The organism is Streptomyces sp. NPDC040589 (assembly GCF_055594445.1).
Map to the genome: position 1 here is coordinate 949940 of NZ_JBVIWP010000001.1, position 23466 is coordinate 973405.

Consider the following 23466-nt stretch of genomic DNA (forward strand, 5'->3'; position numbering starts at 1 on the left):
CCGACGTTTCAGCCACCCGCGACCGACATCCAGATGAATCCATGGGAACAGGAAGGCGAAGCCTGTTTCCGTCGAACGTTTAAGCGTCAATTCCCGTCCTAGGGTGACAGGCGGCGCCCTGCCCGCCCACAGGCGGCTCAGGTGAAGGACATACGAGCTACAGAGGTTTCCAGCGTGACCGAGACGGTCGTCAGCACCCGCAAGCCCCAGCCCGAAGTCGGCGTGCTGGTCGAACCACCGGGAGCCACGACCGCCCCGCGGCGCAAGAAGGGCTCCGGCGGCCGGCTGCGTGCTCTGGACGGCCTGAGGCTGGTGGCCGCGCTGATGGTGGCGGCGTACCACTACGGCGGTCGCGACGGTGAGGTCTCCGAGGCCTGGGGCAGCTCGCCCAAGGTCCAGTTCCCCACCCTGCACGAGTTCTTCGCCTACGGCTGCCTCGGCGTCCAGGTGTTCTTCGTGATCAGCGGGTTCGTGATCTGCATGAGCGGCTGGGGCCGTCCCCTGAAGTCGTTCTTCGCCTCCCGCGCCTCCCGGCTGCTGCCCGCCTACTGGGTGGCGGTCGCGATAGTGACGGTGGTGTTCGCCCTGCCGGTGGTGGCCTACAAGGCGGTGTCACCGAGCGACGCCCTGGTCAACCTGACCATGCTGCAGATGCCGCTCGGCGTGGACCGGGTGCTCGGGGTGTGCTGGACGCTGTGGGCGGAGGTCCGCTTCTACGCCCTGTTCGCGCTGTGCGTGGTGCTCCCGGGGGCGAGCCGCCGCCGGGTGATCATGTTCTGCGCGGGCTGGATGCTGGCGGCGGTGATCGCGGACAACGCGAACATGCCGCTGCTCGACATCGTCCTGATGCCCGAGTACGCCCCGTACTTCATCGGCGGTGTCGGCCTCTACCTCGTCCACCTCGACCGGCGGGACGCCTACGCGTGGGGCATCGTCGCCGTCAGCTGGCTGATCGGGCAGCACTACGCGGTGCAGAGCCTGTGGCACGCCGCCGGCGCTGACGGCTTCTCCTACCGCTCCTCGACCGGCATCGTCCTCGTCGTGACCTTCGGCTTCCTGGCGGTCGCGGCGATCGCCCTGGGCTGGCTGCGCTGGGCCAACTGGGGCTGGCTGACGGTGGCGGGGGCGCTGACCTATCCGTTCTACCTCGTCCACGAACACCTCGGCTGGGTGGTGATCCACGCCCTGCACCGCGGCGTGGGCCTGCCATCCGGGGCGACATTCGCCCTGACCGCGGCCTCAATGCTGCTGCTCGCGTGGCTGCTGAACCAGTATGTGGAGAAGCCCCTGACGCCACGGTTGCGGGCAGTACTGGCGAAGGATCGCTGAGCTGTTCACGGGACGTTCAACCGTCCGTCGGTTCGGGCAACGCTCAGAGAGAAGGCTCGTCTCATGACCAACGCACAAGCGACCGACAAGCACCCCGGCGAACTCACGGATGTTCCGGGCTGGTTCCCGCCGCTGGACCAGATGCTGTTCACCTGGTTCCTGGAGCGGCAGCAGAAGCAGGGCATAAGGGGTGACCTGCTGGAACTCGGCGTCTACATGGGCAAGAGCGCGATCCTGCTCGGCCATCACCTCCAGGACGGCGAGAAGTTCACGGTCTGCGACCTGTTCGAGGGCGACGCCCCGGACGGGGCCAACCAGGCGGAGTCGGCGAAGTCGTACGCCTCGCTGACCCAGCAGATCTTCGAGCGGAACTACCTCTCCTTCCACGACGACCTGCCCACCGTGATCGCGGCCCCCAGTTCCGTGGTGTCCGAGAAGGTGGCCCCGGCCACCTGCCGCTTCATCCACGTCGACGCCTCGCACCTGTACGAGCACGTGCACGGCGACATCGGCGCGGCCCACGACATCCTGGTGCCCGAGGGCATCGTCGTCCTCGACGACTTCCGCTCCGAGCACACCCCGGGTGTCTCGGTCGCCGCCTGGGAGGCCGTCCTCAACCGCGGTCTGCGCCCGATCTGCCTCAGCACGCAGAAGCTGTACGGCACCTGGGGCGATCCCGAGCCGCTCCAGGAGGAACTGCTCGACATGCTGAGGCAGCGCTCGGACGTCGGGCTGAGCGTGCAGTCGGCGGCCGGGCACCGGCTGGTCCGCGCCCGGTCCCGGGGCATGAAGCCGCCGCCGTTCCCGGCCTCCCGGCACTATGTGGCGCCGGTGGCACCGAAGGCCCCCGCCGCCGAGGTGGCCGAGTCCCGTGCGGCGCGACCGGCCCGCCCTGCCCCGTCCCGGGCGCGCCGGCTCGCCAAGGACCTGCTGCCGCCCCTGGTCACCCGGGCCGTACGGCGGGCACGCGCGAAGCGTTCCTGACGCCGGGTGTCATGAGACCCCGAAGCGCGCCCCGATCCCGTCGATCACGAGGGCGAGTCCCTCCTCGAAGTGCTGTTCGTAGTCCTCGAAGATCTCCGCGCCCGCCTGGGCCGACAAGGGAAAGTCGGCCATCAGGCGGGCGCGTTCGTTCACGTCGTAGCCCTCGCGGCGCTCATCCGGCAAGGGCCGCACACCCTGCTCCTCGGTGACGAAGCCGAGCGTGTACATGTACGCCGTGGTGAGCGCCCGGACCGCCTGGGCGAGGGTGAAACCGGCGGCCGTGAACAGGCGCAGGTTCTCCTCCATCTGACCGGCGTGCTCGATGCCGGTGAAGCGTGAGCCGCTGAACACCTTCGCGCCGTCCCGGTAGCCGAGCAGGGCCGCGCGCAGCCCCCGGTTGGCCTTGAGCAGCCGTTCGCGCCAGGTGTCGGCGGGGTCGAGCGAGGCCCCGGCGACCATCCGGCGGTACATCTCCGTCGCCATCTCGTCGAGCAGCGCCTGCTTGTCCTTGAAGTGCCAGTAGAGGGCGGGCGCCTTCACATCCAGTTCCCGGGCGATGGCCCGCAGGGTCAGGCCGTCCAGGCCCACCTCGTTCAGCAGCCGCAGGGCGGTGTCCGCGACCCGCCGCCGGTCCAGGGGCTCACGTCGTTCCGTACTCACGCTTGACAACTTAACACCGTTAAGGCAATCCTCGAAGGGAGGGTTGCTTAACAGCGTTAAGGAGATGGTGGATCATGGACACGGACGTGCTGGTGGTGGGCGCGGGCCCGACGGGCCTGGCACTCGGTATCGACCTCGCCCGGCGGGGCGTGGCCGCGCTGGTCGTCGAGCGGGCGGAGGCGCTGTTCCCGGGCTCGCGGGGCAAGGGCATCCAGCCGCGCACGATGGAGGTCTTCGACGATCTGGGGGTGCTGGACGCGATCCGCGCGGCGGGCGGCCCCTACCCGGTGGGGATGATCTGGCAGGACGGCAGGCGGGCCGGCGAGCACCGGATGTTCGACTCGGCCGAGGCGAGCGAGGACGCGCCGTACACGGAGCCGTGGATGGTGCCGCAGTGGCGCACGCAGGAGATCCTGCACGCGCGGCTGGCCGAGCTGGGAGGCGAGGTGGCCTTCGGCCGGGAGCTCGTCGGTCTGACGCAGGACGCGGACGGGGTGCGCGCGGAATTCGCCTCGGGCGAGCCCGTCACCGCCCGGTACGCCGTCGCGGCGGACGGCGGCCGCTCGACGGTGCGCGGACTGCTCGGCATCGGCATGGCGGGCGAGACCCTCGACCCGAACCCGACACTGGTGGCCGACGTCCGGATCAGCGGCCTCGACCGGGACAACTGGCACATCTTCCCGCCGGGCGGCGACGGCAACGGCTACCTCGCGCTCTGCCCGCTGGCCGGCACGGAGGACTTCCAGCTGGTGGCGCAGTTCCCGGACGGGACGTCCCCGGACCTCTCGCTGGAGGGCATACGGAAGGTCGTCGCCGCCCGCTCGCACCTCGCCCCCGAATCCGTGACCGAGCTGCGCTGGGCCTCGGACTTCCGCCCCCGGGCGGCCCTGGCGGACCGCTTGTGCTCCGGGCGGGTCTTCCTCGCCGGTGACGCGGCCCACGTGCACTCCCCCGCCGGCGGCCAAGGCCTCAACACCAGCGTCCAGGACGCCTACAACCTGGGCTGGAAGCTGGGCGCGGTGCTGCGCGACGGCACGGACGCGGCCCTGCTCGACTCCTACGAGGAGGAACGGCGCCCCGTCGCCGCCGACATGCTCGGGCTGTCCACCAGCGTCCACCGCGGCGAGACCCGGCGGGGCGAGGCGACCCGTCAGCTGGGCCTCGGCTACCGCGCGTCGTCACTCACGCGGGAGACCCGCACCGACCCCGGAGCGGTACGGGCCGGCGACCGCGCGCCCGACGGGACCGTGGACGGGACCCGCCTCTTCGACGCGTTCCGCGGACCGCACTGGACGCTGCTGGCCCTGGGCGGGGTACGGCCTCCCGCCCTCGGCGAGCGGGTGCGGACCGTCCAGGGCCCGGCGCACGGGGCCTACGGGGCCGGGCTGTTCCTCGTACGGCCCGACGGATACGTCGGCTGGGCGGGAGACGCGCCGACCGGACTCGCGGAGTATCTCGCCCGGTTCGGGCGACGCGGCTGAGGCCGGGAAGGGTGAGGCCGGTAGGGGTGACGCGCTACGCGCTCGACGCCAGGGACAGCTTCACCGCGAAGCCCAGGAACAGGGCTCCCGCCGCCGACGTGGCGCCCGCGGCGAGACGCTTGCGGCGGCGGAAGGCGGCGGCCAGCCGGGTGCCGCCGAATATCAGCGCGCTGAGGTAGAGGACGCTGGCCAGCGTGGCGAAGGCGCCGAGGACGACGAAGGAGACGGCCGGGTAGGCGTAGCCCGGGTCGACGAACTGCACGAAGAAGGCGACGAAGAACAGGATCGCCTTGGGGTTGAGAAGGCTGATGACCAGCGCCCTGCGGAAGGGCCGCTCATCGGCCGAGGCCCCGGGCACACCGCCGTCCGCGGCCCGCTCACGGCGGGTCCGCCACAGCCCCCAGGCGGCGCGCAGCATCCCGACCGCCAGCCAGGCCAGATACCCGGCGCCGGCGTACTTCACGATCCCGAACAGCACGGCGTTCGCCTGGAGCAGCGAGGCGACCCCGGCCGCCGACAGCGTCATCAGCACCGCGTCCCCGCACCACACCCCGGCCGCGGCCCGATACGCGGTGCGCGCACCGCGTCGCGCGGCGACGGAGATCACGTACAGCGAGTTGGGACCGGGCAGCAGGACGATCAGGACGAGGCCCACAAGGTAGGTGGGCAGATCGATGACACCGAGCATGCAAAGGAGTGTCGCACGCGGGTCTGACACCGCCCCTCCCCCGGCCGCCCCTCCCCCGGCCCCCGTCAGAAGACGTCCGAGGGGACGTACGCGCCCCACACCTCCCGCAGCGCGTCGCACACCTCGCCCACGGTCGCCCGCGCCCGCAGGGCCTCCCGCATCGGGTACAGGACGTTGTCCGTGCCCCGCGCGGCCTGCTTCAGGGCCGTGAGCGCGGTGTCCACCGCCTGCTGGTCGCGCTCCGCGCGCAGCTTGGCCAGGCGTTCGGCCTGCCGGGCCTCGATGGCGGGGTCGACGCGCAGCGGCTCGTAGGGCTCTTCCTCGTCGAGCCGGAAGCGGTTGACGCCGACCACGACCCGCTCGCCGGAGTCCGTCTCCCGGGCGATCCGGTAGGCGCTGCGCTCGATCTCGTTCTTCTGGAATCCGCGCTCGATGGCGCCGACCGCGCCACCGAGCTCCTCGACCCTGGTCATCAGCCCGACGGCCGCGGTCTCGACGTCGTCCGTCATCCTCTCGACGACGTAGGAGCCCGCGAGGGGGTCGACGGTCGCTGTCACGTCTGTTTCGTAGGCGAGGACCTGCTGGGTGCGCAGGGCCAGGCGGGCGCTCTTGTCGGTCGGGAGGGCGATCGCCTCGTCGAAGGAGTTGGTGTGGAGGGACTGGGTGCCGCCGAGGACCGCTCCCAGGCCCTGCACGGCGACCCGGACCAGGTTCACCTCGGGCTGCTGGGCGGTGAGCTGCACTCCGGCCGTCTGCGTGTGGAAGCGCAGCATCAGCGACTTGGGGTTCCTGGCGCCGAACTCCTCCTTCATCACCCGCGCCCAGATCCGGCGCGCGGCACGGAACTTGGCGACCTCCTCCAGGAACGTCGTCCGGGCGACGAAGAAGAACGACAGCCGCGGCGCGAAGTCGTCGACGTCCATCCCGGCCGCGACCGCCGTACGGACGTATTCGATGCCGTCGGCCAGGGTGAACGCGATCTCCTGCGCGGGCGAGGCGCCCGCCTCGGCCATGTGGTAGCCGGAGATGGAGATCGTGTTCCACCTGGGGATCTCGGCCTTGCAGTACTTGAAGATGTCGGCGGTCAGGCGCAGCGACGGCTTCGGCGGGAAGATGTACGTCCCGCGGGCGATGTACTCCTTCAGCACATCGTTCTGGATCGTGCCGGTCAGCCGGTCCGCGCCGACGCCCTGCTCCTCGGCGACCAGCTGGTAGAGCAGGAGCAGCAGGGCCGCGGGGGCGTTGATCGTCATCGACGTCGAGACCTGGTCCAGCGGGATGCCGCCGAACAGCACCCGCATGTCGTCGAGGGAGTCGATGGCGACGCCGACCTTGCCGACCTCGCCGTGCGCGAGGGGGGCGTCGGAGTCGTGGCCCATCTGGGTGGGCAGGTCGAAGGCGACCGACAGGCCCGTCGTGCCGTGGGCGATCAGCTGCCGGTAGCGGGCGTTGGACTCCGTCGCCGTACCGAAGCCCGCGTACTGACGCATCGTCCAGGGCCGGCCCGTGTACATCGACGGGTACACGCCCCGCGTGAAGGGATACGCCCCCGGCTCCCCCAGCTTCTCCGCCGGATCCCAGCCCTCGAGAACCTCCGGTCCGTAGACCGGCTCGATGGGCAGCCCGGACTCCGACTCACGCGCCATGGTGCGATGCCTCCCGCCGAGCAGTGGGTGGTCGGGACCTCGCTCCCCACCATGCCCCCTGGTTCGCGACGGGGCCCGCCGGGGGAACATCTGAGGTGACATCCGGGCACACCGGTGAGACGACAGGGGGCCGCGTGCGTACTACGGGCATGGGGAGACCGATCGCAGCGGCACTCGCCGCGGTGGCCGCACTGGCCGCGCTGCCCGGCTGCACGGTGCAGCCGCCCGACGGCGACGGAAAGCGCCGCTCGCCGGTGCACATCGAGTTACCCGACGGCACCCCGTCCCCGGCGCGCACCCCGACAGGCGGCGGTACTCCGACCGGCGGGGGCACCCCGAGCGCCGCCCCCGCCCCGCCCGACGACGAAAAGCCCAGCGCTGCACCCGCCCCGCCCCGCGTGCTGTGGTCGCGCGGTGCCACCGGCCGGGACGTCCGCGAGCTCCAGGCCCGGCTGCGGCAGGTCGCCTGGCTCTTCGAGGGGCCGACCGGGACGTACGGCGAGCAGACGGAGCGGGCGGTCAGCGGCTTCCAGGGCAAGCGCGGGCTGCCGCGCACCGGGCGGACCGACACCGTCACCTGGCAGCGGCTGCTGCGGATGACCCGCGAGCCGGGCAGGTGGGACCTGTACCTGATGGGCGGCCAGGCGGCCGACCCGCCGGACCCGCGCTGCACGACGGGCCGGGTGCTGTGCATCGACAAGACCAGCAGGACGCTGCGCTGGATGATCGACGGGAGGACGGTGTCGACGATGGCGGTCCGCTTCGGCTCGCAGGGCACGCCGACCCGGGAGGGTGTCTTCTCCATCTACTGGAAGTCCCGCGACCATGTGTCGACGCTCTACGACTCACCCATGCCCTACGCGATGTTCTTCAGCGGCGGCCAGGCCGTGCACTACTCGACGGACTTCGCCGCCCGGGGATACGCGGGGGCCTCGCACGGCTGCGTCAACGTACGGGACGAGGCGGCGATCGCGGAGCTGTACGCGCAGGTCCGCGACGGCGACAAGGTCGTCGTGTCCTGGTGAGGACGCGGAAGGGAAGTTGGGGCGCGGGCGGGACCGGGGGAACGTGTCCCGCCCGCGCTCAGGTGCACGAGCCGTAGGTACGGGGGGAACCCCGGCTCTGTGCGACGGCCGATGACCAGTCGGCTCACTCATTACTGCGCCTGGGCGGCCGAAAACGTCACACCCTCGGCCAGGAGATTTTCACGGAGTGCGAAACCGCAGGTCGCAGGGGTGCGAGAGACTGCCGGGCGTGGCCGCGGTCCGCGACGTCATCGTCGTCGTTCGGCTTCTCGGAACGCAGCTCGGCCTGCTTCTCGGCGCGCTTCTCGGCCTGACGGTCGGCCTTGCCCTGCTTGCGGTCCCCGTCCCGGTCACCGTCCCGGTCGGTGTCCTTGTACTTGCCCTTGCCGCCGTCCTCGTCGTCGCGGTCCGTGGAGCGGGTACCGGCCGTGGACAGGACGCCCTTGCAGTACTTCCACACCCGGGTGCCGCCCGCCGCGTCCCGCAGGGCGCGCCTGCGGTCGGCGTTCAGGCGCTTGCCGTCGCGGAGGTCACGGCAGGCGGAGGCGATCTTCCTGCGGCTGTCGCCGGGGCGGTCGCCCCGCTCGCCGGAGCCGGGCTTCGGGGCCGCGTCGTCGCGTGCCTCGCCCCGTCCGGAGCCACCGGCGCCGCCCGCCGCGGGGCCGCTCGGGACGTCGTCCGGGGTGGACCCGCCCTGCACGGAGTCGCTCGGCGAGGGCGACTTCAACGGGCGTCCGGGAGGGGAGACGGCGGCGGACACCGAGGCACCGGGGTCGGGCTCGTCGCCGCCGAACGGTGTCAGGACTCCGGTTCCGGCCGCGACCGCGATCCCGCCGACCATGCCGACGGCCAGCGCGGCGGCCAGGGCGAGGCGTGCGGGACGCGCCCAGCGAGGCCGCCGGACAGCGCCGGAGCCACCGCCGTGCGAGGTCCCGATCCGGACCAGTCCGGCGTCCACGACCTCGGCAGCGGCCTGTCCGCCCGTGGCCCCTGGGGCTTCGAGGGCCGCGGCGGCGTCGGCGCGTTCCGCGCGCACCTTGCGGAAAGCGGCCATCGCCGCGGCCTCACCGGGGAGTTCCTCGCTGGTCAGCGGGGGTGACGCGGACAGTGCCCCGAGCGTCCTGGCGAGTCGTTCGGCCTGGCCCCGGTCGGCGCCGTCGACAGCCTCGAGTGGCTCTCCGCTCAGCAAACGCTCCGCCGTTTCGCGGTCCAGCCACCTGTACTGCTCGTCGGCCATCACACATCCTTCTGCGTCCGCGGGACGCTACGCGTCACACCTGCGGACGTCACCGCACCGCCACGCGGTTCTCGCTGGGGCGGCAGAGCGTCGAGCACCCCGGCCGATTCCGGATCGGCCTCCGGGTCCTCGCCGAGCAGCTCGGCGAGCCGCTTCAGACCCCGGTGCGCCGCCGTCCGGACGGCGCCCGGGCGCTTGCCGAGCGTCTGCGCGGCGGACTTCGCGTCGAGCCCCACGACCACCCGCAGCACGACCGCCTCGGCCTGATCCTGCGGCAGCCGGGAGATCAGGGAGAACGTGCCGTCGGTGGCGAGCGCCTCCATGGCCTCGCCGGCCGTGTCGGACTCGGCGGCCCTGCCCGTCAGTTCGGTCTCGTCACCGCCGATCGCGGGCCGGCGCCCGCGCATGCGTATGTGGTCCAGCGCGCGATTACGGGCGATACGGGCGGCCCAGCCGCGGAAACGGTCCGCGTCGCCGGTGAACCGCTCCAGGTCACGGGCTATCTGCAACCAGGCCTCGGACGTCACGTCCTCGGCGTCGGGATCGCCGACCAGCGTCCGTACGTACCCGAGCAGCCGCGGGTGCACGGCGCGGTACACAGTCCGGAACGCGGTTTCATCTCCGTCCTGTGCCGCGCGCACCGCGGCGGTCAGCTCCGCGTCGTCCCCCAGCACCGCGCGCCCTTCTGCGCCTGAGCCGGCGCCGCTCTCGCGGACCGGGTTCTCGCCGTCGTGGTTCCTCAGTTGATGGTTGCGGAGTTAAGACCGCAGGTGGTTGCGGTGGTCTTGCCGCCTCCGCGTTGGCGCGAAAGGCACGTTACGACCTGAAACCACTCCCCGTCCATGTCCGTCCAGGATGCAACTAAGCCGTGACCCGTCAGGGTGTGACAGAAAACGCAGACATGGCGCTGTAGGAAGTACGGGCCGCCGCGCGGTCCGTACCGCGCGACGGCCGGGGCCTCTCCTGTGGGGGGTGGCGGCCCCGGCCGTTGCCACGGTTCACCGCCTCATGTGATCCTCGCCACCTCGATGCGCCCAGCCGTCCGGACGTGCCGCAGCCGGCTGGGGGCGCTCACTCCGCCGGACGCACGGCGAACACCCGTGCCGGGAAACCCGAACCGCCCTGCGGCTTGGGCCAGGTGGCGACGATCAAAGCCCCTGCCTCGGGGACCTGGTCGAGATTGGCCAGCAGTTCGATCTGCCAGCGGTCGCGTCGCAGGACGTACGCCTCAAGGCTGTAGTCGCCCGCGGAGGCGGCGAGACCCGGGTCGGTGTCGGACTGTTCGTGGCCGATGGCGGTGACCCCCGCGTCCTCGAACAGATACCGCAGCACCTCGGCCGACCAGCCCGGCGTATGGCTGACGCCCGACTCGTCCCGGTTGACGAGCGCCACCGGGTCCGGCCAGCGTCGGCTCCACCCGGTGCGCAGAGCGACGAACGAGCCGGACGGGATACGGCCGTTGCGCTCCTCCCATGACCTCACGTCGTCCAGGGTGGGCGTGGCGTCGGGGTCGGTCTCGACCCGGGCGGCGATGTCGAGCACCACCAGCGGCAGGATCATCTCCTCGACCGGGATACGGTCCAGCGCGCGGGCCCCGGCCACGAAGTGGGAGGGCGGGTCGACGTGCGTGCCCCACTGGCCGACCAGCGTGTAGCGGTGGACGGTGAAACCGTCGCCGCGCTCCAGGTCGAAGGGCGTCTCGCGCCGCTCGTCCCCGAAGCCCGGGAAATGCGGCTGCCCAGGCCGGAAGGCGTGGGTGAGGTCCGTGAAGACCGCCCTCTCGGTCAGCGCGCGATACGCCGACCACAGCCTGGGCTCGGATGCGCCGAGGGTCACCGGGCGTCCTCCAGGAGGGGGCGCCGGGGAGTGTCACCGCGGGTCGGCTCCAGGGCGGCCGGCTTCTCGGCGGCGGGCCCTGCGGAGCCCGACTCCACGGAAGCCGGCCTCTCGGCGGCAAGGGCTTCGGAACTCGGCCCCACGGAAGCCGGCCTCTCGGCGGCAAGGGCTTCGGAACTCGGCCTCACGGAAGCCGACTTCTCGGCGGCAGGCGCTTCGGAACTCGGCCCCACGGAAACCGGCCTCTCGACGGCAGGCGCTTCGGAACTCGGCTGTACGGTGCCGGGCTCCCCCCGCCCCCCGTCCCCCGAAGCCGAAGTCGACGCCACCGCCGCCTTCCGCCGCGTCAGCCCGACGCCCACGAGGACCACGACCATGCCCAGCACCACCCGCAGGCTGAGGTTCTCGCCCAGGACGACCGCGCCCAGCAGGACGGAGACGACCGGCAGCAGATAGCCGACCACGGCGGCGTTGGTGGCGCCCTCGTCGTTGATGATGCGGTAGGTGAGGTGGAAGGTGATCGCCGTGCAGAAGACGCTCAGGACGACGGCCGCGGTCACGACGGCCGGGCCGACGTCGATCGACTCCAGGCCGCCCACCGGCATCGCGACCGCGGTCAGCCCGCTCGCCGCCACGAGCTGGGCGGCGGAGAGCGAGATGGTGGGGGTGCCCCTGCGGACCAGCGTGCGGCCCATGTACGTGAACGCGACGGCGTAACTGGCGGCCGCGCCGAGGATGGCGAGGGCGCCCCAGCCGGTCGCCCCGGTCGTCTGCCAGGGGGCGAAGATCACGATCGTCCCGGTGAAGCCGAGCAGAAGGCCCGCCAGCCGCACGGGGCGCAGTCCGCGTTCCGAGCCGAGGGCCAGACCGAGGGCGATCGACCAGAGCGGGGTCGTGGCGTTCAGGACACCGGCGAGACCCGATTCGACCGTCTGCTGGCCCAGGCTGAACAGCGCGAACGGCAGCGCGTTGCAGAAGAAGGCCGCGACGGCGATGTGCCGCCAGACGGTCACGCCCCGGGGCATCCGATGCCCGGTCGCGTAACAGGCGACGACGAGGACCAGCGCGCCGAGGGCACACCGGACGAACGTGACCTGGAGCGGGGAGAGCCCGCGCAGCGCCAGCTCGATCCAGAGGAAGGTCGATCCCCACAGCAGGGCGAGCACCGCCACCCGTAATCCGCCCCACAGACTCCGCGTACCGCTGTTCACGATGTTTCCTCCGTCCCATGAAGCCCGGTGCGTTCTCGTCCCGGTCCTACGAAGGTGCCTCAGTCAAGCTTTGAGGACAAGCAAATGGTTCTACCTATTCTGTTAAGCTCAGCTACATGCTCGATGTGAGACGGCTCCAGGTCCTGCGCGCGGTGGTCACCAGCGGCACGGTCACCGCCGCCGCGGCTCACCTCGGCTACACACCGTCCGCCGTCAGCCAGCAGGTGGCGGCACTGGAGAAGCAGGCCGGTACGGCGCTGCTGGAGCGGGTCGGCCGAGGGGTGCGCCCCACGGCCGCGGGTCTGCTGCTCACCGAGCACGCGGCCCTGATCAGCTCGGCGGTCGCCCAGGCGGAGTCCGCCCTCGCGGACCTCCGCGCCGGGCGCACCGGCCGGCTGTCGGTCCGTTACTTCGCCACGGCCGGCTCCACCCTGGTGGCGCCCGCCCTGGCCCGGCTGCGCACCGAGCACCCCGGCGTCCGTGTCGACCTCGAACTCACCGACCCGGAGGACCCGCTCCAGGAAGTGGTACGGGGCCGGGCCGACCTGGCCGTGGTCGTCCAGACCCGTGACCGTGCGAGCGCCGGCTTCCGGTTCGTCCACCTCCTCGACGACCCGTACGCCGCCGTACTGCCCCTCGGTCATCCGCTCGCCGGCAAGGAGATCGTCGACCTCCACGAGCTGTCCGGTGAGCAGTGGGTCGGCAGCGAGCCCCCCGGCCCCTGCCTCGAACCCGTCATCGACTGCTGCGCGGCGGCCGGCTTCAGCCCCGACTTCGTCATCCAGAGCGAGGACTACGCCACCGCGCAGGGCTTCGTCGCGGCCGGTCTCGGCGTCGGCCTGATGCCGGGGCTGGGGCTGCGCAACCGGCACCCCGGCGTCGTCGTACGCCCGGTCCGCAACCCCGAACCGGTCCGGGTCATCTCGGCGGCCGCACGGGAGACCGCCCTCGAACAGCCCGCCCTGCGCGGCCTGCTGGACGCACTGCGGGACGCGGCCGCCACCGCCGACCCGCCCGGTGGACCCGGGGCGGACTGACCGCTGCCCATGGGGCGCGGGTCGGCGGCGAGGGCGGGAGAGGCACATGTCAGACGCGGTGGGCGGCGGGCGCGGCGGCCAGGGTCACCACGCTGGCGAAGATCTCCTTGCCGTGCTGCCGGGCGCTGATCCTGACCTGGTCCGGGTCCGCCAGCTGCTCCGCCTCCAGCCAGCAGGGGATGTCCATCTCGGCGTAGCGGACGAAGTCGGTGTCCATTCCGGTGACCGTCACCGTGTCGGGGTGGGCCGTGGCCAGCGCCGCCTGGCGGGCGGCCTCCAGCAGCAGCACGCCCGGGGCGTGGTCCACGAGGTGGTCGAAGAGGATGGGGTGGGTCGTGTCCACCCGCAGCTGCCAGCGGTCGGGCCGGTCGGTGGCGGCGAGCACCACGTCCTCGAAGCGGTCGCGGCCGAACGGGGTGAGGCCCGCCGGAGGCGGCAGCGGCACGGCGCGCGCGGTGGCCGCGGCCGCGTCGGCGTACGGGCCGCGCAGCCGGTTGTAGACGGTGCGGTCCTGGACGGTGAAGCGCGAGCGTACCGAGGCCAGCGGGCGGCCGGCGCGCTCGACGTCGACTCTCAGGGATATCGCGGACGCCCGCTCGCGACGGTAGGTCACTTCGTCGCAGGTGATGTGCAGTTCCAGCTCGGCCGGGCCGCCGTCGGCGTACGAGGCCGCCGGGTCGAGCGTCCAGCTGAAGTCCTTCCACAGCAGCTGGTGGCCGAACGGCACGTGGTAGGCGCCGTGGGACAGCAGCGGCAGCGTCTGGCGAACGGTCTCGCTGAGCATCAGCGGGTCGTGCAGCCCCAGACGGTTGACGTAGAACGGGTGAGTGGCGGGCCAGGCGGCCGTGACCGTGAAGGCGTCGGGCGCGGTCCGCCGCCAGCTGCGCAGCAGCACTTCGTCCTGGTTCGTCTTGTGCGTGAAGACGGAAGAAATCGGCTCAAAACGGTTCTCGACGCCGTGCTGGGCAAGGCTGATGGACATGGTGTTCCCCCCTGATGCGGTGACTCGCTTATGGGCACGCGCAGATGAAGCGAAGGCGCTTGCGGTGACAGGACGGCGCCGACGTGAATAAAATAGAGGTCGTTCTTTTTGTTTGTCTACAGGGTGTGAGGGAGTCTGCCGATGGCGCGACAACGGCAGGAACGCGCGGAACGGACTCGGACCGCGCTCATCCACGCGGCTGCGGAGGTGTTCGACCAGGCCGGGTACCACGGCGCGGGCCTGAACGCGATCCTGCGGAGAGCCGGCATCACGACCGGAGCCATGTACTTCCACTTCAAGTCGAAGGAAGAGCTGGCCCGCGCGGTCATCGTCGACCAGGCCGCCGAACTGCAGTGGCCCCAGGGCAAGAAGGGGTTGCAGCAGCTGATCGACGTGTGCCAGTACCTGGCCGTGGAGATGCGCTCCAACGTGCTGTTCCGGGCCGGCGTCCGGCTCGCCGTCGAGCAGAGCGAGGTGGACCTGCTCGACTACTCGATCTACGACTGGTGGTCCGAGCAGTTCCGCACCCATCTGGCCGAGGCGCGTGAGCTCGGCCAGCTGAACCCGGGGGTGGACGAGGCCGCGTTCGCCCAGGTGATCGTCGCCTCGTACACCGGTACGCAGATCATGTCCCGGCTCTCCACCAACCGGTCCGACCTGCCCGCACGCATAGAGAACATGCTGCGATGTCTGTTGCCGGCCATCGCGCCGGCGGAGATCGTCGCCTCGCTGGAGTTCCCGGGGAACGGGGAGACGGCGGGGGAATCGGTGGTGGAGGCGGAGCCTGGGGAGGGTGCGGCTTCATGAGACGTGTCCGGGTGTTGCTGACCGGCTCGACCGGGTTCGTCGGACGGGCGGTCCTCAGTCGGCTGCTGCGCGCACGCGGGGCCGACGGGCGTGGGGTCGAGGTGCGGGCCGTCGCCCGCGCGGTTCCCGCCGGCACGGGGCAACGGGCAGGCGTGGAGTGGGTGTGCGCGGACCTGTCGGATCCCGCGTCCCTCCAGGGGGCGGCGAGCGGTACGGACGTCCTCGTCCACCTCGCCTGCCGGGTCTCCGGCGGGGTGGAGGAGTGCGAGCGGACGAACGTCGGCGGCACCCGGGCGATCATCGACGAGGCACGGCGTGCGGGGGTGGGGCGGATCGTCCACCTGTCCACGGCGGCGGTGTACGGGCCCGGTCCGCACCGGGGCATCCCCGTCGACGGGGTCGTGCCCGCGCCCGTGTCGGCGGCCAGCCGTACGCGGTTGGCGGCCGAGCGGATCGCGCTCGACGCGGGGGCCGTCGTCCTGCGCCCCGGGCTGGTCCTCGGTCCCGGGGACCGTTGGGTCGTGCCCGCGCTCGGCGAACTGCTCCGACGGGTGCCGGGCCGCTGGGACGGCGGGCACGGACAGGTCTCCGCCGTGGACGTCGACGACCTGGCCCGCCTCGTCGCCGCCCTGGTCACGGCACCGGCCGGCGCCGTGGCCTCCGGTGTCCACCACGCCAGCCATCCGGTGCCGGTGCGCAACGGCGACCTCATGGCGATCCTCGCCGAGCTGGACGTACTGCCGTCGGCCGGCGCCGACGACTGGGCCTGGGAGAAGTGCCTCGCGCGGCTGCGGGAGACGCCGGGGCGTATCAGCGAGCGACAGTTCGCCCTGCTGGCGCGTGACCACTGGTACGAGAGCGAGCAGATCTGGCGCCTCACGGGCTGCGCCCCCGGGCCGGGACCGCTGGAGCGGTTGGCCGGGGCGGCGGCTTGGTACCGGGAGCATCTGCGCGCCGGCTGAAGTCGAGGCGGGCGGGCCCGACTTGGCCAAGTGGTTGCGGGGTTGGGCACGGGAGGCGTCCGCGGGGGAAAGCGGCGGTACGTTCACAGGACTGGGGGCATGGCCTTCCGTCCTCCCCCTACGCCCGCTCGCCCCCGTCCGCGGCGGGCCCGTGGGAGTCATTTCCCGTGATGGATGCAGAGGTCGAACCCATGGTGAAGCAGGTGAGAGCGGAGCGTACCCGTCAGGCGCTGATCGCGGCGGCGGCCGTCGAGTTCGACCGGCAGGGGTACGCCGGGACCTCGCTGTCCGCCGTGCACCGGGCCTGCGGGGCGACGATGGGAGCACTCACCTTCCACTTCCCCGCCAAGGCGGACCTGGCCACCGCGGTCTGCCGTGAGGCCGAGGCCCTCACCGGCGAGGCGCTCGCCCGGCTCGTACCGGCCGGACCGCTCCCGCCGGTCGCCGAGTTCACCCTCGAAGTGGCCCGGCTGCTGGAGCAGGAGGTCACCGTCCGGGCGGCGGCCCGGCTCACCCGGGAACGGGCCGTCCCGTCCCACTGGTACACCCTCTGGCGGGCGGCCCTGCGGGACCTGGTGGCAGCGGCCCGGGAACTGGCCGGTGACCGTCCCGCACCCGACGAACTGGAACTGCTGGCGGTCTATCTGACGGCGGGCGCCGAGGCGGCCCTGCGGGCGGGGAGCAGCGGCACGGAGGTACAGGCCCAACTGAAGTGTCTGTGGGCCCTGGTGCACCTATCGAACGAGCGTCCGGTCGGGCCTCACTGATTCCCTTGTCCTCTCTGACCGTTCCGACGAAAAGGCTCATCCCATGACTCGACGCTGCGCGCTCGTCACCGGTGGTTCCCGGGGCATCGGGGCCGCCATCGCGACCGAACTCGCCGCCGACGGACACCGCGTGGCCGTGCACTGCCGTGCCGACTCCGCCGCCGCGAAGGCCGTCCTGGACGCCCTGCCCGGCACCGGCCACGCCCTGGTCACCGGCGATGTCGGCACACCGGGCGGGGCCCGCGGGATCATCGAGTCCGCCGTGGCGCAACTGGGCACCGTGGACGTCCTCGTCAACAACGCCGGCATCTACGCCGAGCAGCCCGTCGCCACCACCTCGTACGAGGACTGGCAGGCCGACTGGCGGCGCATCGTCGACGTCAACCTGCTCGGACCCGCCGACCTGATCTGGCACCTCGTCGACCATCTCCGGCAGCGGCCACAGGGCCCGCGCGGCGCCCGGATCGTCAACGTCGGCTCGCGCGGCGCCTACCGGGGCGAACCCGACGCCCCCGCCTACGGAGCGACCAAGGCCGCCCTGCATTCGCTGACCCAGTCGCTCGCCCAGTCCCTGGGCCCGCTCGGCGTCGCGGTGACCGCCGTGGCCCCGGGCTTCGTCCGTACGGACCTGGCGGAAAGCATGCTCGTCGGGGACGCCGAGGAGCAGGTACGCCGCCAGAGCCCGCTCGGCAGGATCGCCGCGCCCTCGGACGTCGCCGCCGCCGTGGCCTGGCTCAGCGGTGAGCGGGCCGAGTGGTGCAGCGGTGCCGTGATCGACGTCAACGGCGCCTCGCACCTGCGCTGACCCCACCCCGGCCCTCCCGGGCCGCCCGACACCTCAGGGAGATCCCGTGCGCGCCGCGATGTCGCAGATCGCCGTACGACCGGACGAACCCGTCGCCGAGCGGCGTGCCCGCGTGGCCGGTCTCGTTCGTGAACAGCACACCGCCGACCTGGTGGTCCTGCCGGAACTCTGGACGGTCGGCGCGTTCGCCTTCGACGAGTTCCGCGCCCACGCCGAGCCGCTGGACGGGCCCACGGCCCAGGCGATGGGCGCGGCCGCGGCCGGGGCCCGGGTCTGGCTGCACGCGGGCTCGATCATCGAACACGGCCCGGGCGGCACGCTGTACAACACCTCCCTCGTCTTCGCGCCCGACGGCCGGCTGCGCCGGACGTACCGGAAGATCCACCGCTTCGGCTTCGACCGGGGCGAGGCCGCCCTGCTGGGCCGGGGTGAGGAGACCGTCACCGTCACGCTGGCGGACGGCGGCCCGGCGGAGCTGACGGCGGGGCTCGCCACCTGCTACGACCTGCGCTTCCCCGAGCAGTTCCGGTTGCTGGTGGACGCCGGCGCGGAGATGTTCCTCGTCCCGGCCGGCTGGCCCGCCGCCCGTCGCGCCCACTGGTCGCTGCTGGCCCGCGCGCGGGCCGTCGAGTCCCAGGCGTACGTCCTCGCCTGCGGTACGGCCGGTACGCACGCCGGGGTGGAACAGGCGGGCCACAGCGTGGTGGTCGATCCATGGGGCGAGGTCGTCGCCGAGGCCGGGGCGGGAGAGGAGACGCTCGTCGTCGACCTCGACCCGGCGCTCGTCGCCAAGACCCGTGCCGAGTTCCCCGCTCTTCGCGACCGTGTTCTCGGTGTGCCGACGCCCCGCTGACCGGCCGTCGGCGACAGGTGCCGTCCGCCCCGCGAGTGCCGGGGCGGACGGCACCTGTCGTCTGTGCGCGGCCAACTGCCGGGCGAGACAAACGGGTTGGATATTTTCCGGTGACCTCTTGCGGCCCACAAGGCAGACGTGTAACACTCTTTCGCGAGGCAGTCTGCCCACTTCCAGGAGCCTTCGCACTGCCATCGCGTCGCCGTCGAGCGGCGCTTTTTTGTTTTCCGGGGCTCCCCGTTTCCCCGCATCTCCTTGTCTCCTGAAGGTGAGGCGACCAGTGACCATGGCCGACCCGACCCCCTCGCGTCCCCGCCCGGAGCAGTGCGCGTCGAGCCGCTGCCGCCGTGCAACTCGCTCCGACAGCCTGCGACGCAGACCCACCGCACCCGGTGCCCGGCTCTGCGGTCCCTGCAAACGCGCACTCGCGGCCGATCTGACCGCCCTGCCCGCGCTCCACCACGAGAGCGAGCAGCGGCTCGTACTCCCCGCCCGGCAGGGGGGCCTCGCCCGGGTCACGGGCCACCGTCCGGACACGCCGCCCGTGAGCGAAGCGGCGCTGGAAGCCCGGCACGACGCCGTCGTACGACTGGCGTCCTGGGCCCGGCTCGTCCTGGACGAGGACCCGGCCGCCGGAGCCCCGCCGGAGCGGTCCGTTCCCGAGCTGGCCGTCTTCCTCGGCCGGCACATCGACTTCCTGGCCGCCCACCCCGCCGCGGGCCCGGCGGCCGACGAGATCGCCCGCACCGCCACCGCCCTACGGCTCGTGGTCGCGCCGCCCAAGCCCGACCTCGTACCGCTCGGCCGGTGTGTGGAGCCGGACTGCGACGCCGAGGTGTCGCTCCCCGGGCGCGGCGGCGACGAGCTGGTGCTGCGCGGACCGATGTGCGGCGCGGGGCATGTGCTCACGCCACGCCAGTGGCTTCTCCTGAACCATCGTCAATCGACGCTCGAGACCAAGGAGTCGGCATGAACGACGACCTGCGCGCCCCGCGCGGCAAACGCGTCCCCACCTCGCTCGCCGCCCTCGCCCTCGGCGTCCGCGAGGGCACGATCCGCCAGTGGGCCAACCGCGGCAAGATCACCCGGTACGGGACCAAACGCCAGGCCCTGTACGACCTGAACGAGCTGGCCGCCCTCGCGGCCGGGGAGAACGGCGCGTAGTCCTCTACCCCGTAGAGACCCTCCCCGCACCGAAGACCTCCCCCGTCCCCTAGGCCGTGTCCGCAAGGTCCCGCCTGCCCCGCCCTCCGGGCGGACGCCGGGACTTCGCGGACCCGACCTAGCACCCACACCACCGTTCGGCCATCGCCGCGCGGCCCTTCGGCATGCCCGAAAACGGGCCGCCGCACAGCTCTTGAGGAGAGACAGCCATGGAGACGCACGGCACATCGCAATGGCAGCAGCACTGGCAGGACCGGCGCGACCCCTTCGTCGAGGAGTGCTTCCGGGCCCGTGAGAACCTGCTCGCCGATCTGAAGGACCCCGGCGCCGCCCAGGCCCGTGTCCTCGACGACCTCATCGACATCGGCGCCGCCTCGCTGCACTGGAAGGAGAAGGGGTACGACGCCGTCGCCGCCGCCCCGGACACCTTCCGGGCGGTGCTGCCGATCATGCGCTACAACGACTTCGTCGAGCAGATCGACCGGGAGACCCACACCAAGGGCGGGATCCTCTCGTGCAGCCCCGTACTGCGCTGGCTCAAGACCAGCGGGACGACGGGCACCCCCAAGCGCGTCCCGTACACACTGCACTGGCTGCTCAAGTACCGCATCCCCGCGATGAAGGCGATGTGGGGCACCTACCTGGAACACCACCCCGAGATCCTCGCCCACCCCTTCGCCACCCTCGACACCCAGACCGTCCGCGAGGACGTGTACGACTTCGTGCACGGCGTCGAGCACCAGGCGATCAGCAACCGGCATCCGCAGATCAACAGCCGGGACTGGAACCCGCCGTGGTACGAGTCGCCGTGGTTCGGCCCCGACACGCCCACCAGCCACGCCGGGCGGATGTACCACCGCGTACGGCACCTCGTCGGCAAGGACCTGCACTACATCTCGGCGATCAACCCCAGCACCCTCGTCTCGCTGCGTGACCTGATCGCCGAGCACGGCGCCGAACTGGTGCGCGACCTGAGAGAGGGCACCCTCCAGGGCAAGCCGTGGACCGAGCCCGACGAGAAGGCCGCGCTGCACCTCGAACAGGTTCTGGACCAGGGCGAGTTCAGCCTGGTGGACCTCTGGCCGTCGCTGACGCTGTACAGCTGCTGGCTGTCGGCCTCCGCCGAGCTGTACCGGCCGCGCCTGGACGCCGTGCTGCCCGGTGTCGCCAAGCTGCCGTTCATGAGCTGCGGGACCGAGGGCGTCACCACCATCCCCGTGGACGACACCCTGGAGAGCCAGCCGCTCGCCGTCAGCCAGGCGTACTTCGAGTTCGTCCCCGCCGACGTACCGCTCGGCGCGCTCCTCGACGCCGGCGAGAAGGTCGAGACGCTGCTGTACGACGAGGTCGAGGCGGGCCACGACTACCACCTGATCATGTCCCAGGGGAACGGCCTCTACCGGCTGTGGACCGGTGACATCTACCGCGTGGACCGGATCGCGGACGGCACCCCCTGGGTCCACTTCACCCACCGCGACGGCGTCTTCCACTCCTTCACCGGCGAGAAGATCACCGAGGGCCAGGTCACCCAGGCCATCCGGCAGGGGCTCGAAGGCAACGGGCTCGACACCGGGCTGTACATGTGCGGCCCGCGCTGGGACGAGCCGCCGTCCTACACCGTCGTCGTCGAGGTACCGGAACCCGGAGCGGACCTCGACCAGGTGCTGTCCGCCGCGATCGACCGCGAACTGTCCGTCATCAACATCGAGTACGCCTCGAAGCGGGACAGCGGGCGGCTCTCCGCTCTCCAGGTGCGGACCGTGGCGCAGGGCGCGATCGCCGCGTACGTCGAGTCCCGGCGGCAGCGGGGCAACGCCACGCAGTACAAGTACAAGCCGTTCCAGAAGGACATCGACTTCGTCGACGCGATCCTCGCCGACTGAACCGCCCCTCACCCATTCAATCCCCATGCCGATCAAGGAGAGTTGACCATGCTGGAGACCCTCAGGCCCCCGCAGAACACCCGCCGCGAGATCATCGACCTGCCCTGCGGCGACACCCGGCTCGCCCTGCACGTGTGGCGGCCGGAGCAGATCAAGGGAGCCGTCTTCTACTTCCACGGACTGCAGAGCCACGCCGGATGGCTGTGGGAAGTGGGCCCGCAGTTCGCCGACAACGACATCGCGTTCTTCGTCCTCGACCGGCGCGGCAGCGGCATCAGCCCCGGGCCGCGGCACGAGATACCGGACGTCGACACCGTCCTCGGCGACTACGCGAACGCCGTCGCGTTCGTCCGGGGAATGATCGGCGACGCCGTCCCCCTGTCCCTGTTCGGGCACTGCCTCGGCGGCTCCTTCCTGGCGGCCCTGATGGCGTACGAGGGGTTCACCACCTCGTACGACGCGGCCGTGTTCTGCTCGTCCTGGCTCGGCCGGATGCACGCGACCCTCGACCCGGACGCACGCGAGGCCGTCGCGGCGAGCAGGAGCGAGGAGTTGTGGGACGCGGGGCTGCAGGCCGGCGACTTCACCGACGAGGTCAAGTACCAGCACTTCATCGACCACGACGACCTGGCGGTACGGCAGTTGACGCAGCGGTCGCGGGCGGTGCTGCTGGAACTGGAGCGGCTCTATCTGACGCGCGGACGGCTCAGCCCGACGGTCCCCGCCGCGACCTTCGTCTCCGGGATGACCGACCCGATCGTGGACCTGGACGCCGCGCACTCCGTCTTCCAGGACCTGGTCTCCGGACGCGGCTCGATCATGAAGTTCCCCACCGACAAGCACTACCTCTTCTACACCGACGTCAGCGCCGACCTGGTCGACTGGACGTCGACGTACACCCTGCTCCAGGGGGTGAACCGTGGCGCCTGAGGCGGGCAGGTCCGGACGGGCCCGGCTGTACCACGTCGAGCTGCCCATGCGGACACCGTTCGACCATCCGGCCGCCCGGCGGCGTACGTCCGACAGCCTGGTCCTGAGGCTCTCGGCCGACGGCGTGGACGGCATCGGCGAGTGCGCGCCCCGCTCGTACGTCACCGGGGAGACCACCGCGAGTGTGCGCGCGGCGCTCGAACAGGTCGACTTCGACGCGTTGTTCGCGCTGCTGACCGGCTGCGATCCGCGGGAACTGCTGGGGCTGCTCCACCGGGACGGCTTCGCGCGGACCTTCGGGATCGACGGCGGCAACAACCTGCTCTGCCTGCTGGAGACGGCGGTCCTCGACTGGCTGGGGCGCCGGACGGGGGTGGGCGGACGGGAGCTGTTGCCGGGCGAGGCCGACGAGGGGCGCCGTTCGCTGCCCGTCTCGCAGGTGCTCGACCTCAGCCTGGACGCCGAGGAGTTCCTCGCCACCCGGGGGCCCTTCCACTTCGTGAAGATCAAGGCGTCGGACGACATCGAGCACGACGCCCGTACCGTCCGGACGATCCGCGACAAGGTCGGCGACGACGTGCCGGTCATGGTCGACGCCAACATGTGCTGGACACCCGAGAACTCGGTCGGCCACGCCCACCGGCTGCGCGAGGCCGGCGTCGACTATGTGGAGGAACCGCTGCCCAAAGGCTCGTGGGAGGCGCTGCGCGCGCTGCGCCGCGACGGCGGGCTGCGGATCATGCTGGACGAGTCGGTGTGCACGGCCCGGGACGCCCGTACGGCGGTCGAGTCCGGGGCCTGCGACGCGTTCAACATCCGGGTGTCGAAGAACGGGGGGCCGCTGCCGGCCGCCGGGCTCGTCGCCTACGCCCGGGAGAACGGCGTCCGCTACCAGTTCGGGGTCCAGGTCGCCGAGGTGGGCCCGCTCATCAACTCCGGCCGGGCCCTGGCCTTCGGCCACCCGGACGCGCTCACCGTCGAGGCCGGGCAGTCCGACCGCTTCTTCCCGGAGATGATCGTCGCCCCGCCCCCGGCCGTCGACCGCCACACGAACACGCTGGCGCCGGCGGACGGCACCGGCTGGGGCATGGACCTCGCCGCGAGCGCGGAGCGCTGGGCCGTGCGGGACCTCTGAGCCGGCCCTTCCCACTCGCACATCACCGACGCACATCCCCACCA

The 23466-nt window shown here is 71.9% G+C and carries 22 protein-coding genes and 1 pseudogene; 15 read left to right on the forward strand and 8 right to left on the reverse strand.

What is annotated here, in order from left to right:
- Positions 1 to 222 precede the first annotated feature (222 nt).
- Together ACZ58V_RS04310 and ACZ58V_RS04315 are read left to right on the forward strand one after the other, a co-directional pair.
- The gene (locus tag ACZ58V_RS04310) at positions 223 to 1329 is read left to right on the forward strand and encodes an acyltransferase family protein (RefSeq protein WP_468188273.1); all 1107 of its coding nucleotides are present in this window, start codon (positions 223 to 225) and stop codon (positions 1327 to 1329) included.
- Between the two features lie 63 nt (positions 1330 to 1392).
- Positions 1393 to 2313 (forward strand): class I SAM-dependent methyltransferase, encoded by a 921-nt coding sequence (locus ACZ58V_RS04315; RefSeq protein WP_468187356.1) that lies wholly within the window; start codon positions 1393 to 1395, stop codon positions 2311 to 2313.
- A gap of 9 nt (positions 2314 to 2322) precedes the next feature.
- Here the strand turns inward: ACZ58V_RS04315 and ACZ58V_RS04320 are convergent, their stop codons facing one another.
- Positions 2323 to 2973, reverse strand: coding sequence for a TetR/AcrR family transcriptional regulator C-terminal domain-containing protein (locus ACZ58V_RS04320; RefSeq protein ID WP_471288258.1), 651 nt, complete (start codon positions 2971 to 2973; stop codon positions 2323 to 2325).
- A gap of 74 nt (positions 2974 to 3047) precedes the next feature.
- Here ACZ58V_RS04320 and ACZ58V_RS04325 point away from each other — a divergent pair, with 74 nt between their 5' ends.
- Entirely contained in the window at positions 3048 to 4454 is a 1407-nt protein-coding gene (locus ACZ58V_RS04325) for an FAD-dependent oxidoreductase (RefSeq protein ID WP_471288260.1), read from the forward strand.
- 34 nt (positions 4455 to 4488) lie between these two features.
- Here the strand turns inward: ACZ58V_RS04325 and leuE are convergent, their stop codons facing one another.
- Together leuE and ACZ58V_RS04335 are read right to left on the reverse strand one after the other, a co-directional pair.
- Positions 4489 to 5142 carry a leucine efflux protein LeuE gene (gene leuE / locus ACZ58V_RS04330; RefSeq protein ID WP_468187350.1) on the reverse strand — a complete coding sequence of 218 codons (654 nt, stop codon included), beginning with the start codon at positions 5140 to 5142 and terminating at the stop codon, positions 4489 to 4491.
- Between the two features lie 65 nt (positions 5143 to 5207).
- Positions 5208 to 6788, reverse strand: coding sequence for an acyl-CoA mutase large subunit family protein (locus ACZ58V_RS04335; RefSeq protein WP_471288263.1), 1581 nt, complete (start codon positions 6786 to 6788; stop codon positions 5208 to 5210).
- Positions 6789 to 6937: 149 nt separating this feature from the next.
- On the opposite strand from ACZ58V_RS04335, the gene ACZ58V_RS04340 reads away from it, so the two are divergent.
- Positions 6938 to 7813, forward strand: a complete 876-nt coding sequence (locus tag ACZ58V_RS04340) for a L,D-transpeptidase family protein (protein WP_471288266.1) — start codon at positions 6938 to 6940, stop codon at positions 7811 to 7813.
- A 157-nt stretch (positions 7814 to 7970) separates the two neighbouring features.
- On the opposite strand, the gene ACZ58V_RS04345 is transcribed toward ACZ58V_RS04340, so the two are convergent.
- From ACZ58V_RS04345 to ACZ58V_RS04360, 4 genes and pseudogenes are all read right to left on the reverse strand, one after another.
- Positions 7971 to 9050, reverse strand: a complete 1080-nt coding sequence (locus tag ACZ58V_RS04345; RefSeq protein ID WP_468187344.1) for a hypothetical protein — start codon at positions 9048 to 9050, stop codon at positions 7971 to 7973.
- Complete coding sequence (locus ACZ58V_RS04350; protein ID WP_189723285.1) at positions 9050 to 9724, reverse strand: RNA polymerase sigma factor; 675 nt, start codon at positions 9722 to 9724, stop codon at positions 9050 to 9052. The genes ACZ58V_RS04345 and ACZ58V_RS04350 overlap by 1 nt, the downstream gene beginning before the upstream one ends.
- A 397-nt stretch (positions 9725 to 10121) precedes the next feature.
- A complete protein-coding gene (locus tag ACZ58V_RS04355) occupies positions 10122 to 10886 on the reverse strand; it encodes a cyclase family protein (RefSeq protein ID WP_471288268.1) in 765 nt (254 codons plus the stop codon).
- A gap of 311 nt (positions 10887 to 11197) precedes the next feature.
- Positions 11198 to 12058: pseudogene (locus ACZ58V_RS04360) on the reverse strand (DMT family transporter); the annotation flags it as partial.
- 155 nt (positions 12059 to 12213) lie between these two features.
- On the opposite strand from ACZ58V_RS04360, the gene ACZ58V_RS04365 reads away from it, so the two are divergent.
- A complete protein-coding gene (locus ACZ58V_RS04365) occupies positions 12214 to 13134 on the forward strand; it encodes a LysR family transcriptional regulator (protein ID WP_471288270.1) in 921 nt (306 codons plus the stop codon).
- Positions 13135 to 13183: 49 nt separating this feature from the next.
- Here the strand turns inward: ACZ58V_RS04365 and ACZ58V_RS04370 are convergent, their stop codons facing one another.
- A complete protein-coding gene (locus ACZ58V_RS04370) occupies positions 13184 to 14116 on the reverse strand; it encodes a ScbA/BarX family gamma-butyrolactone biosynthesis protein (protein WP_471288272.1) in 933 nt (310 codons plus the stop codon).
- Between the two features lie 141 nt (positions 14117 to 14257).
- Here ACZ58V_RS04370 and ACZ58V_RS04375 point away from each other — a divergent pair, with 141 nt between their 5' ends.
- From ACZ58V_RS04375 to ACZ58V_RS04420, 10 genes are all read left to right on the forward strand, one after another.
- Entirely contained in the window at positions 14258 to 14923 is a 666-nt protein-coding gene (locus ACZ58V_RS04375; protein ID WP_468187336.1) for a ScbR family autoregulator-binding transcription factor, read from the forward strand.
- Positions 14920 to 15885, forward strand: a complete 966-nt coding sequence (locus tag ACZ58V_RS04380; protein WP_468187334.1) for an NAD-dependent epimerase/dehydratase family protein — start codon at positions 14920 to 14922, stop codon at positions 15883 to 15885. Before ACZ58V_RS04375 ends, ACZ58V_RS04380 begins: the two co-directional genes overlap by 4 nt.
- Positions 15886 to 16088: 203 nt before the next feature.
- Positions 16089 to 16652 (forward strand): TetR family transcriptional regulator, encoded by a 564-nt coding sequence (locus tag ACZ58V_RS04385; RefSeq protein ID WP_471288276.1) that lies wholly within the window; start codon positions 16089 to 16091, stop codon positions 16650 to 16652.
- 43 nt (positions 16653 to 16695) lie between these two features.
- Positions 16696 to 17457, forward strand: a complete 762-nt coding sequence (locus ACZ58V_RS04390; RefSeq protein WP_468187330.1) for an SDR family NAD(P)-dependent oxidoreductase — start codon at positions 16696 to 16698, stop codon at positions 17455 to 17457.
- Between the two features lie 46 nt (positions 17458 to 17503).
- Entirely contained in the window at positions 17504 to 18310 is an 807-nt protein-coding gene (locus ACZ58V_RS04395) for a carbon-nitrogen family hydrolase (RefSeq protein WP_468187328.1), read from the forward strand.
- 280 nt (positions 18311 to 18590) lie between these two features.
- Positions 18591 to 19283: a hypothetical protein gene (locus ACZ58V_RS04400; RefSeq protein WP_468187326.1), complete on the forward strand. Its 693-nt coding sequence runs from the start codon at positions 18591 to 18593 to the stop codon at positions 19281 to 19283.
- The gene (locus tag ACZ58V_RS04405; protein ID WP_391099252.1) at positions 19280 to 19474 is read left to right on the forward strand and encodes a hypothetical protein; all 195 of its coding nucleotides are present in this window, start codon (positions 19280 to 19282) and stop codon (positions 19472 to 19474) included. The genes ACZ58V_RS04400 and ACZ58V_RS04405 overlap by 4 nt, the downstream gene beginning before the upstream one ends.
- A gap of 209 nt (positions 19475 to 19683) precedes the next feature.
- Entirely contained in the window at positions 19684 to 21357 is a 1674-nt protein-coding gene (locus tag ACZ58V_RS04410) for a GH3 family acyl-acid amido synthetase (RefSeq protein ID WP_468187324.1), read from the forward strand.
- Between the two features lie 48 nt (positions 21358 to 21405).
- Positions 21406 to 22287, forward strand: a complete 882-nt coding sequence (locus ACZ58V_RS04415) for an alpha/beta hydrolase (protein ID WP_468187322.1) — start codon at positions 21406 to 21408, stop codon at positions 22285 to 22287.
- Positions 22277 to 23422: an enolase C-terminal domain-like protein gene (locus ACZ58V_RS04420; RefSeq protein WP_471288282.1), complete on the forward strand. Its 1146-nt coding sequence runs from the start codon at positions 22277 to 22279 to the stop codon at positions 23420 to 23422. Before ACZ58V_RS04415 ends, ACZ58V_RS04420 begins: the two co-directional genes overlap by 11 nt.
- Positions 23423 to 23466 lie beyond the last annotated feature (44 nt).

Coding starts and splice junctions, on each gene's coding strand:
- ACZ58V_RS04315 (WP_468187356.1), top strand. CDS start 1,393: ATGACCAACGCACAAGCGACCGACAAGCACCCCGGCGAACTCACGGAT.
- ACZ58V_RS04325 (WP_471288260.1), top strand. CDS start 3,048: ATGGACACGGACGTGCTGGTGGTGGGCGCGGGCCCGACGGGCCTGGCA.
- leuE (WP_468187350.1), bottom strand. CDS start 5,142: ATGCTCGGTGTCATCGATCTGCCCACCTACCTTGTGGGCCTCGTCCTG.
- ACZ58V_RS04335 (WP_471288263.1), bottom strand. CDS start 6,788: ATGGCGCGTGAGTCGGAGTCCGGGCTGCCCATCGAGCCGGTCTACGGA.
- ACZ58V_RS04340 (WP_471288266.1), top strand. CDS start 6,938: ATGGGGAGACCGATCGCAGCGGCACTCGCCGCGGTGGCCGCACTGGCC.
- ACZ58V_RS04345 (WP_468187344.1), bottom strand. CDS start 9,050: ATGGCCGACGAGCAGTACAGGTGGCTGGACCGCGAAACGGCGGAGCGT.
- ACZ58V_RS04365 (WP_471288270.1), top strand. CDS start 12,214: ATGCTCGATGTGAGACGGCTCCAGGTCCTGCGCGCGGTGGTCACCAGC.
- ACZ58V_RS04370 (WP_471288272.1), bottom strand. CDS start 14,116: ATGTCCATCAGCCTTGCCCAGCACGGCGTCGAGAACCGTTTTGAGCCG.
- ACZ58V_RS04375 (WP_468187336.1), top strand. CDS start 14,258: ATGGCGCGACAACGGCAGGAACGCGCGGAACGGACTCGGACCGCGCTC.
- ACZ58V_RS04380 (WP_468187334.1), top strand. CDS start 14,920: ATGAGACGTGTCCGGGTGTTGCTGACCGGCTCGACCGGGTTCGTCGGA.
- ACZ58V_RS04390 (WP_468187330.1), top strand. CDS start 16,696: ATGACTCGACGCTGCGCGCTCGTCACCGGTGGTTCCCGGGGCATCGGG.
- ACZ58V_RS04405 (WP_391099252.1), top strand. CDS start 19,280: ATGAACGACGACCTGCGCGCCCCGCGCGGCAAACGCGTCCCCACCTCG.
- ACZ58V_RS04410 (WP_468187324.1), top strand. CDS start 19,684: ATGGAGACGCACGGCACATCGCAATGGCAGCAGCACTGGCAGGACCGG.
- ACZ58V_RS04415 (WP_468187322.1), top strand. CDS start 21,406: ATGCTGGAGACCCTCAGGCCCCCGCAGAACACCCGCCGCGAGATCATC.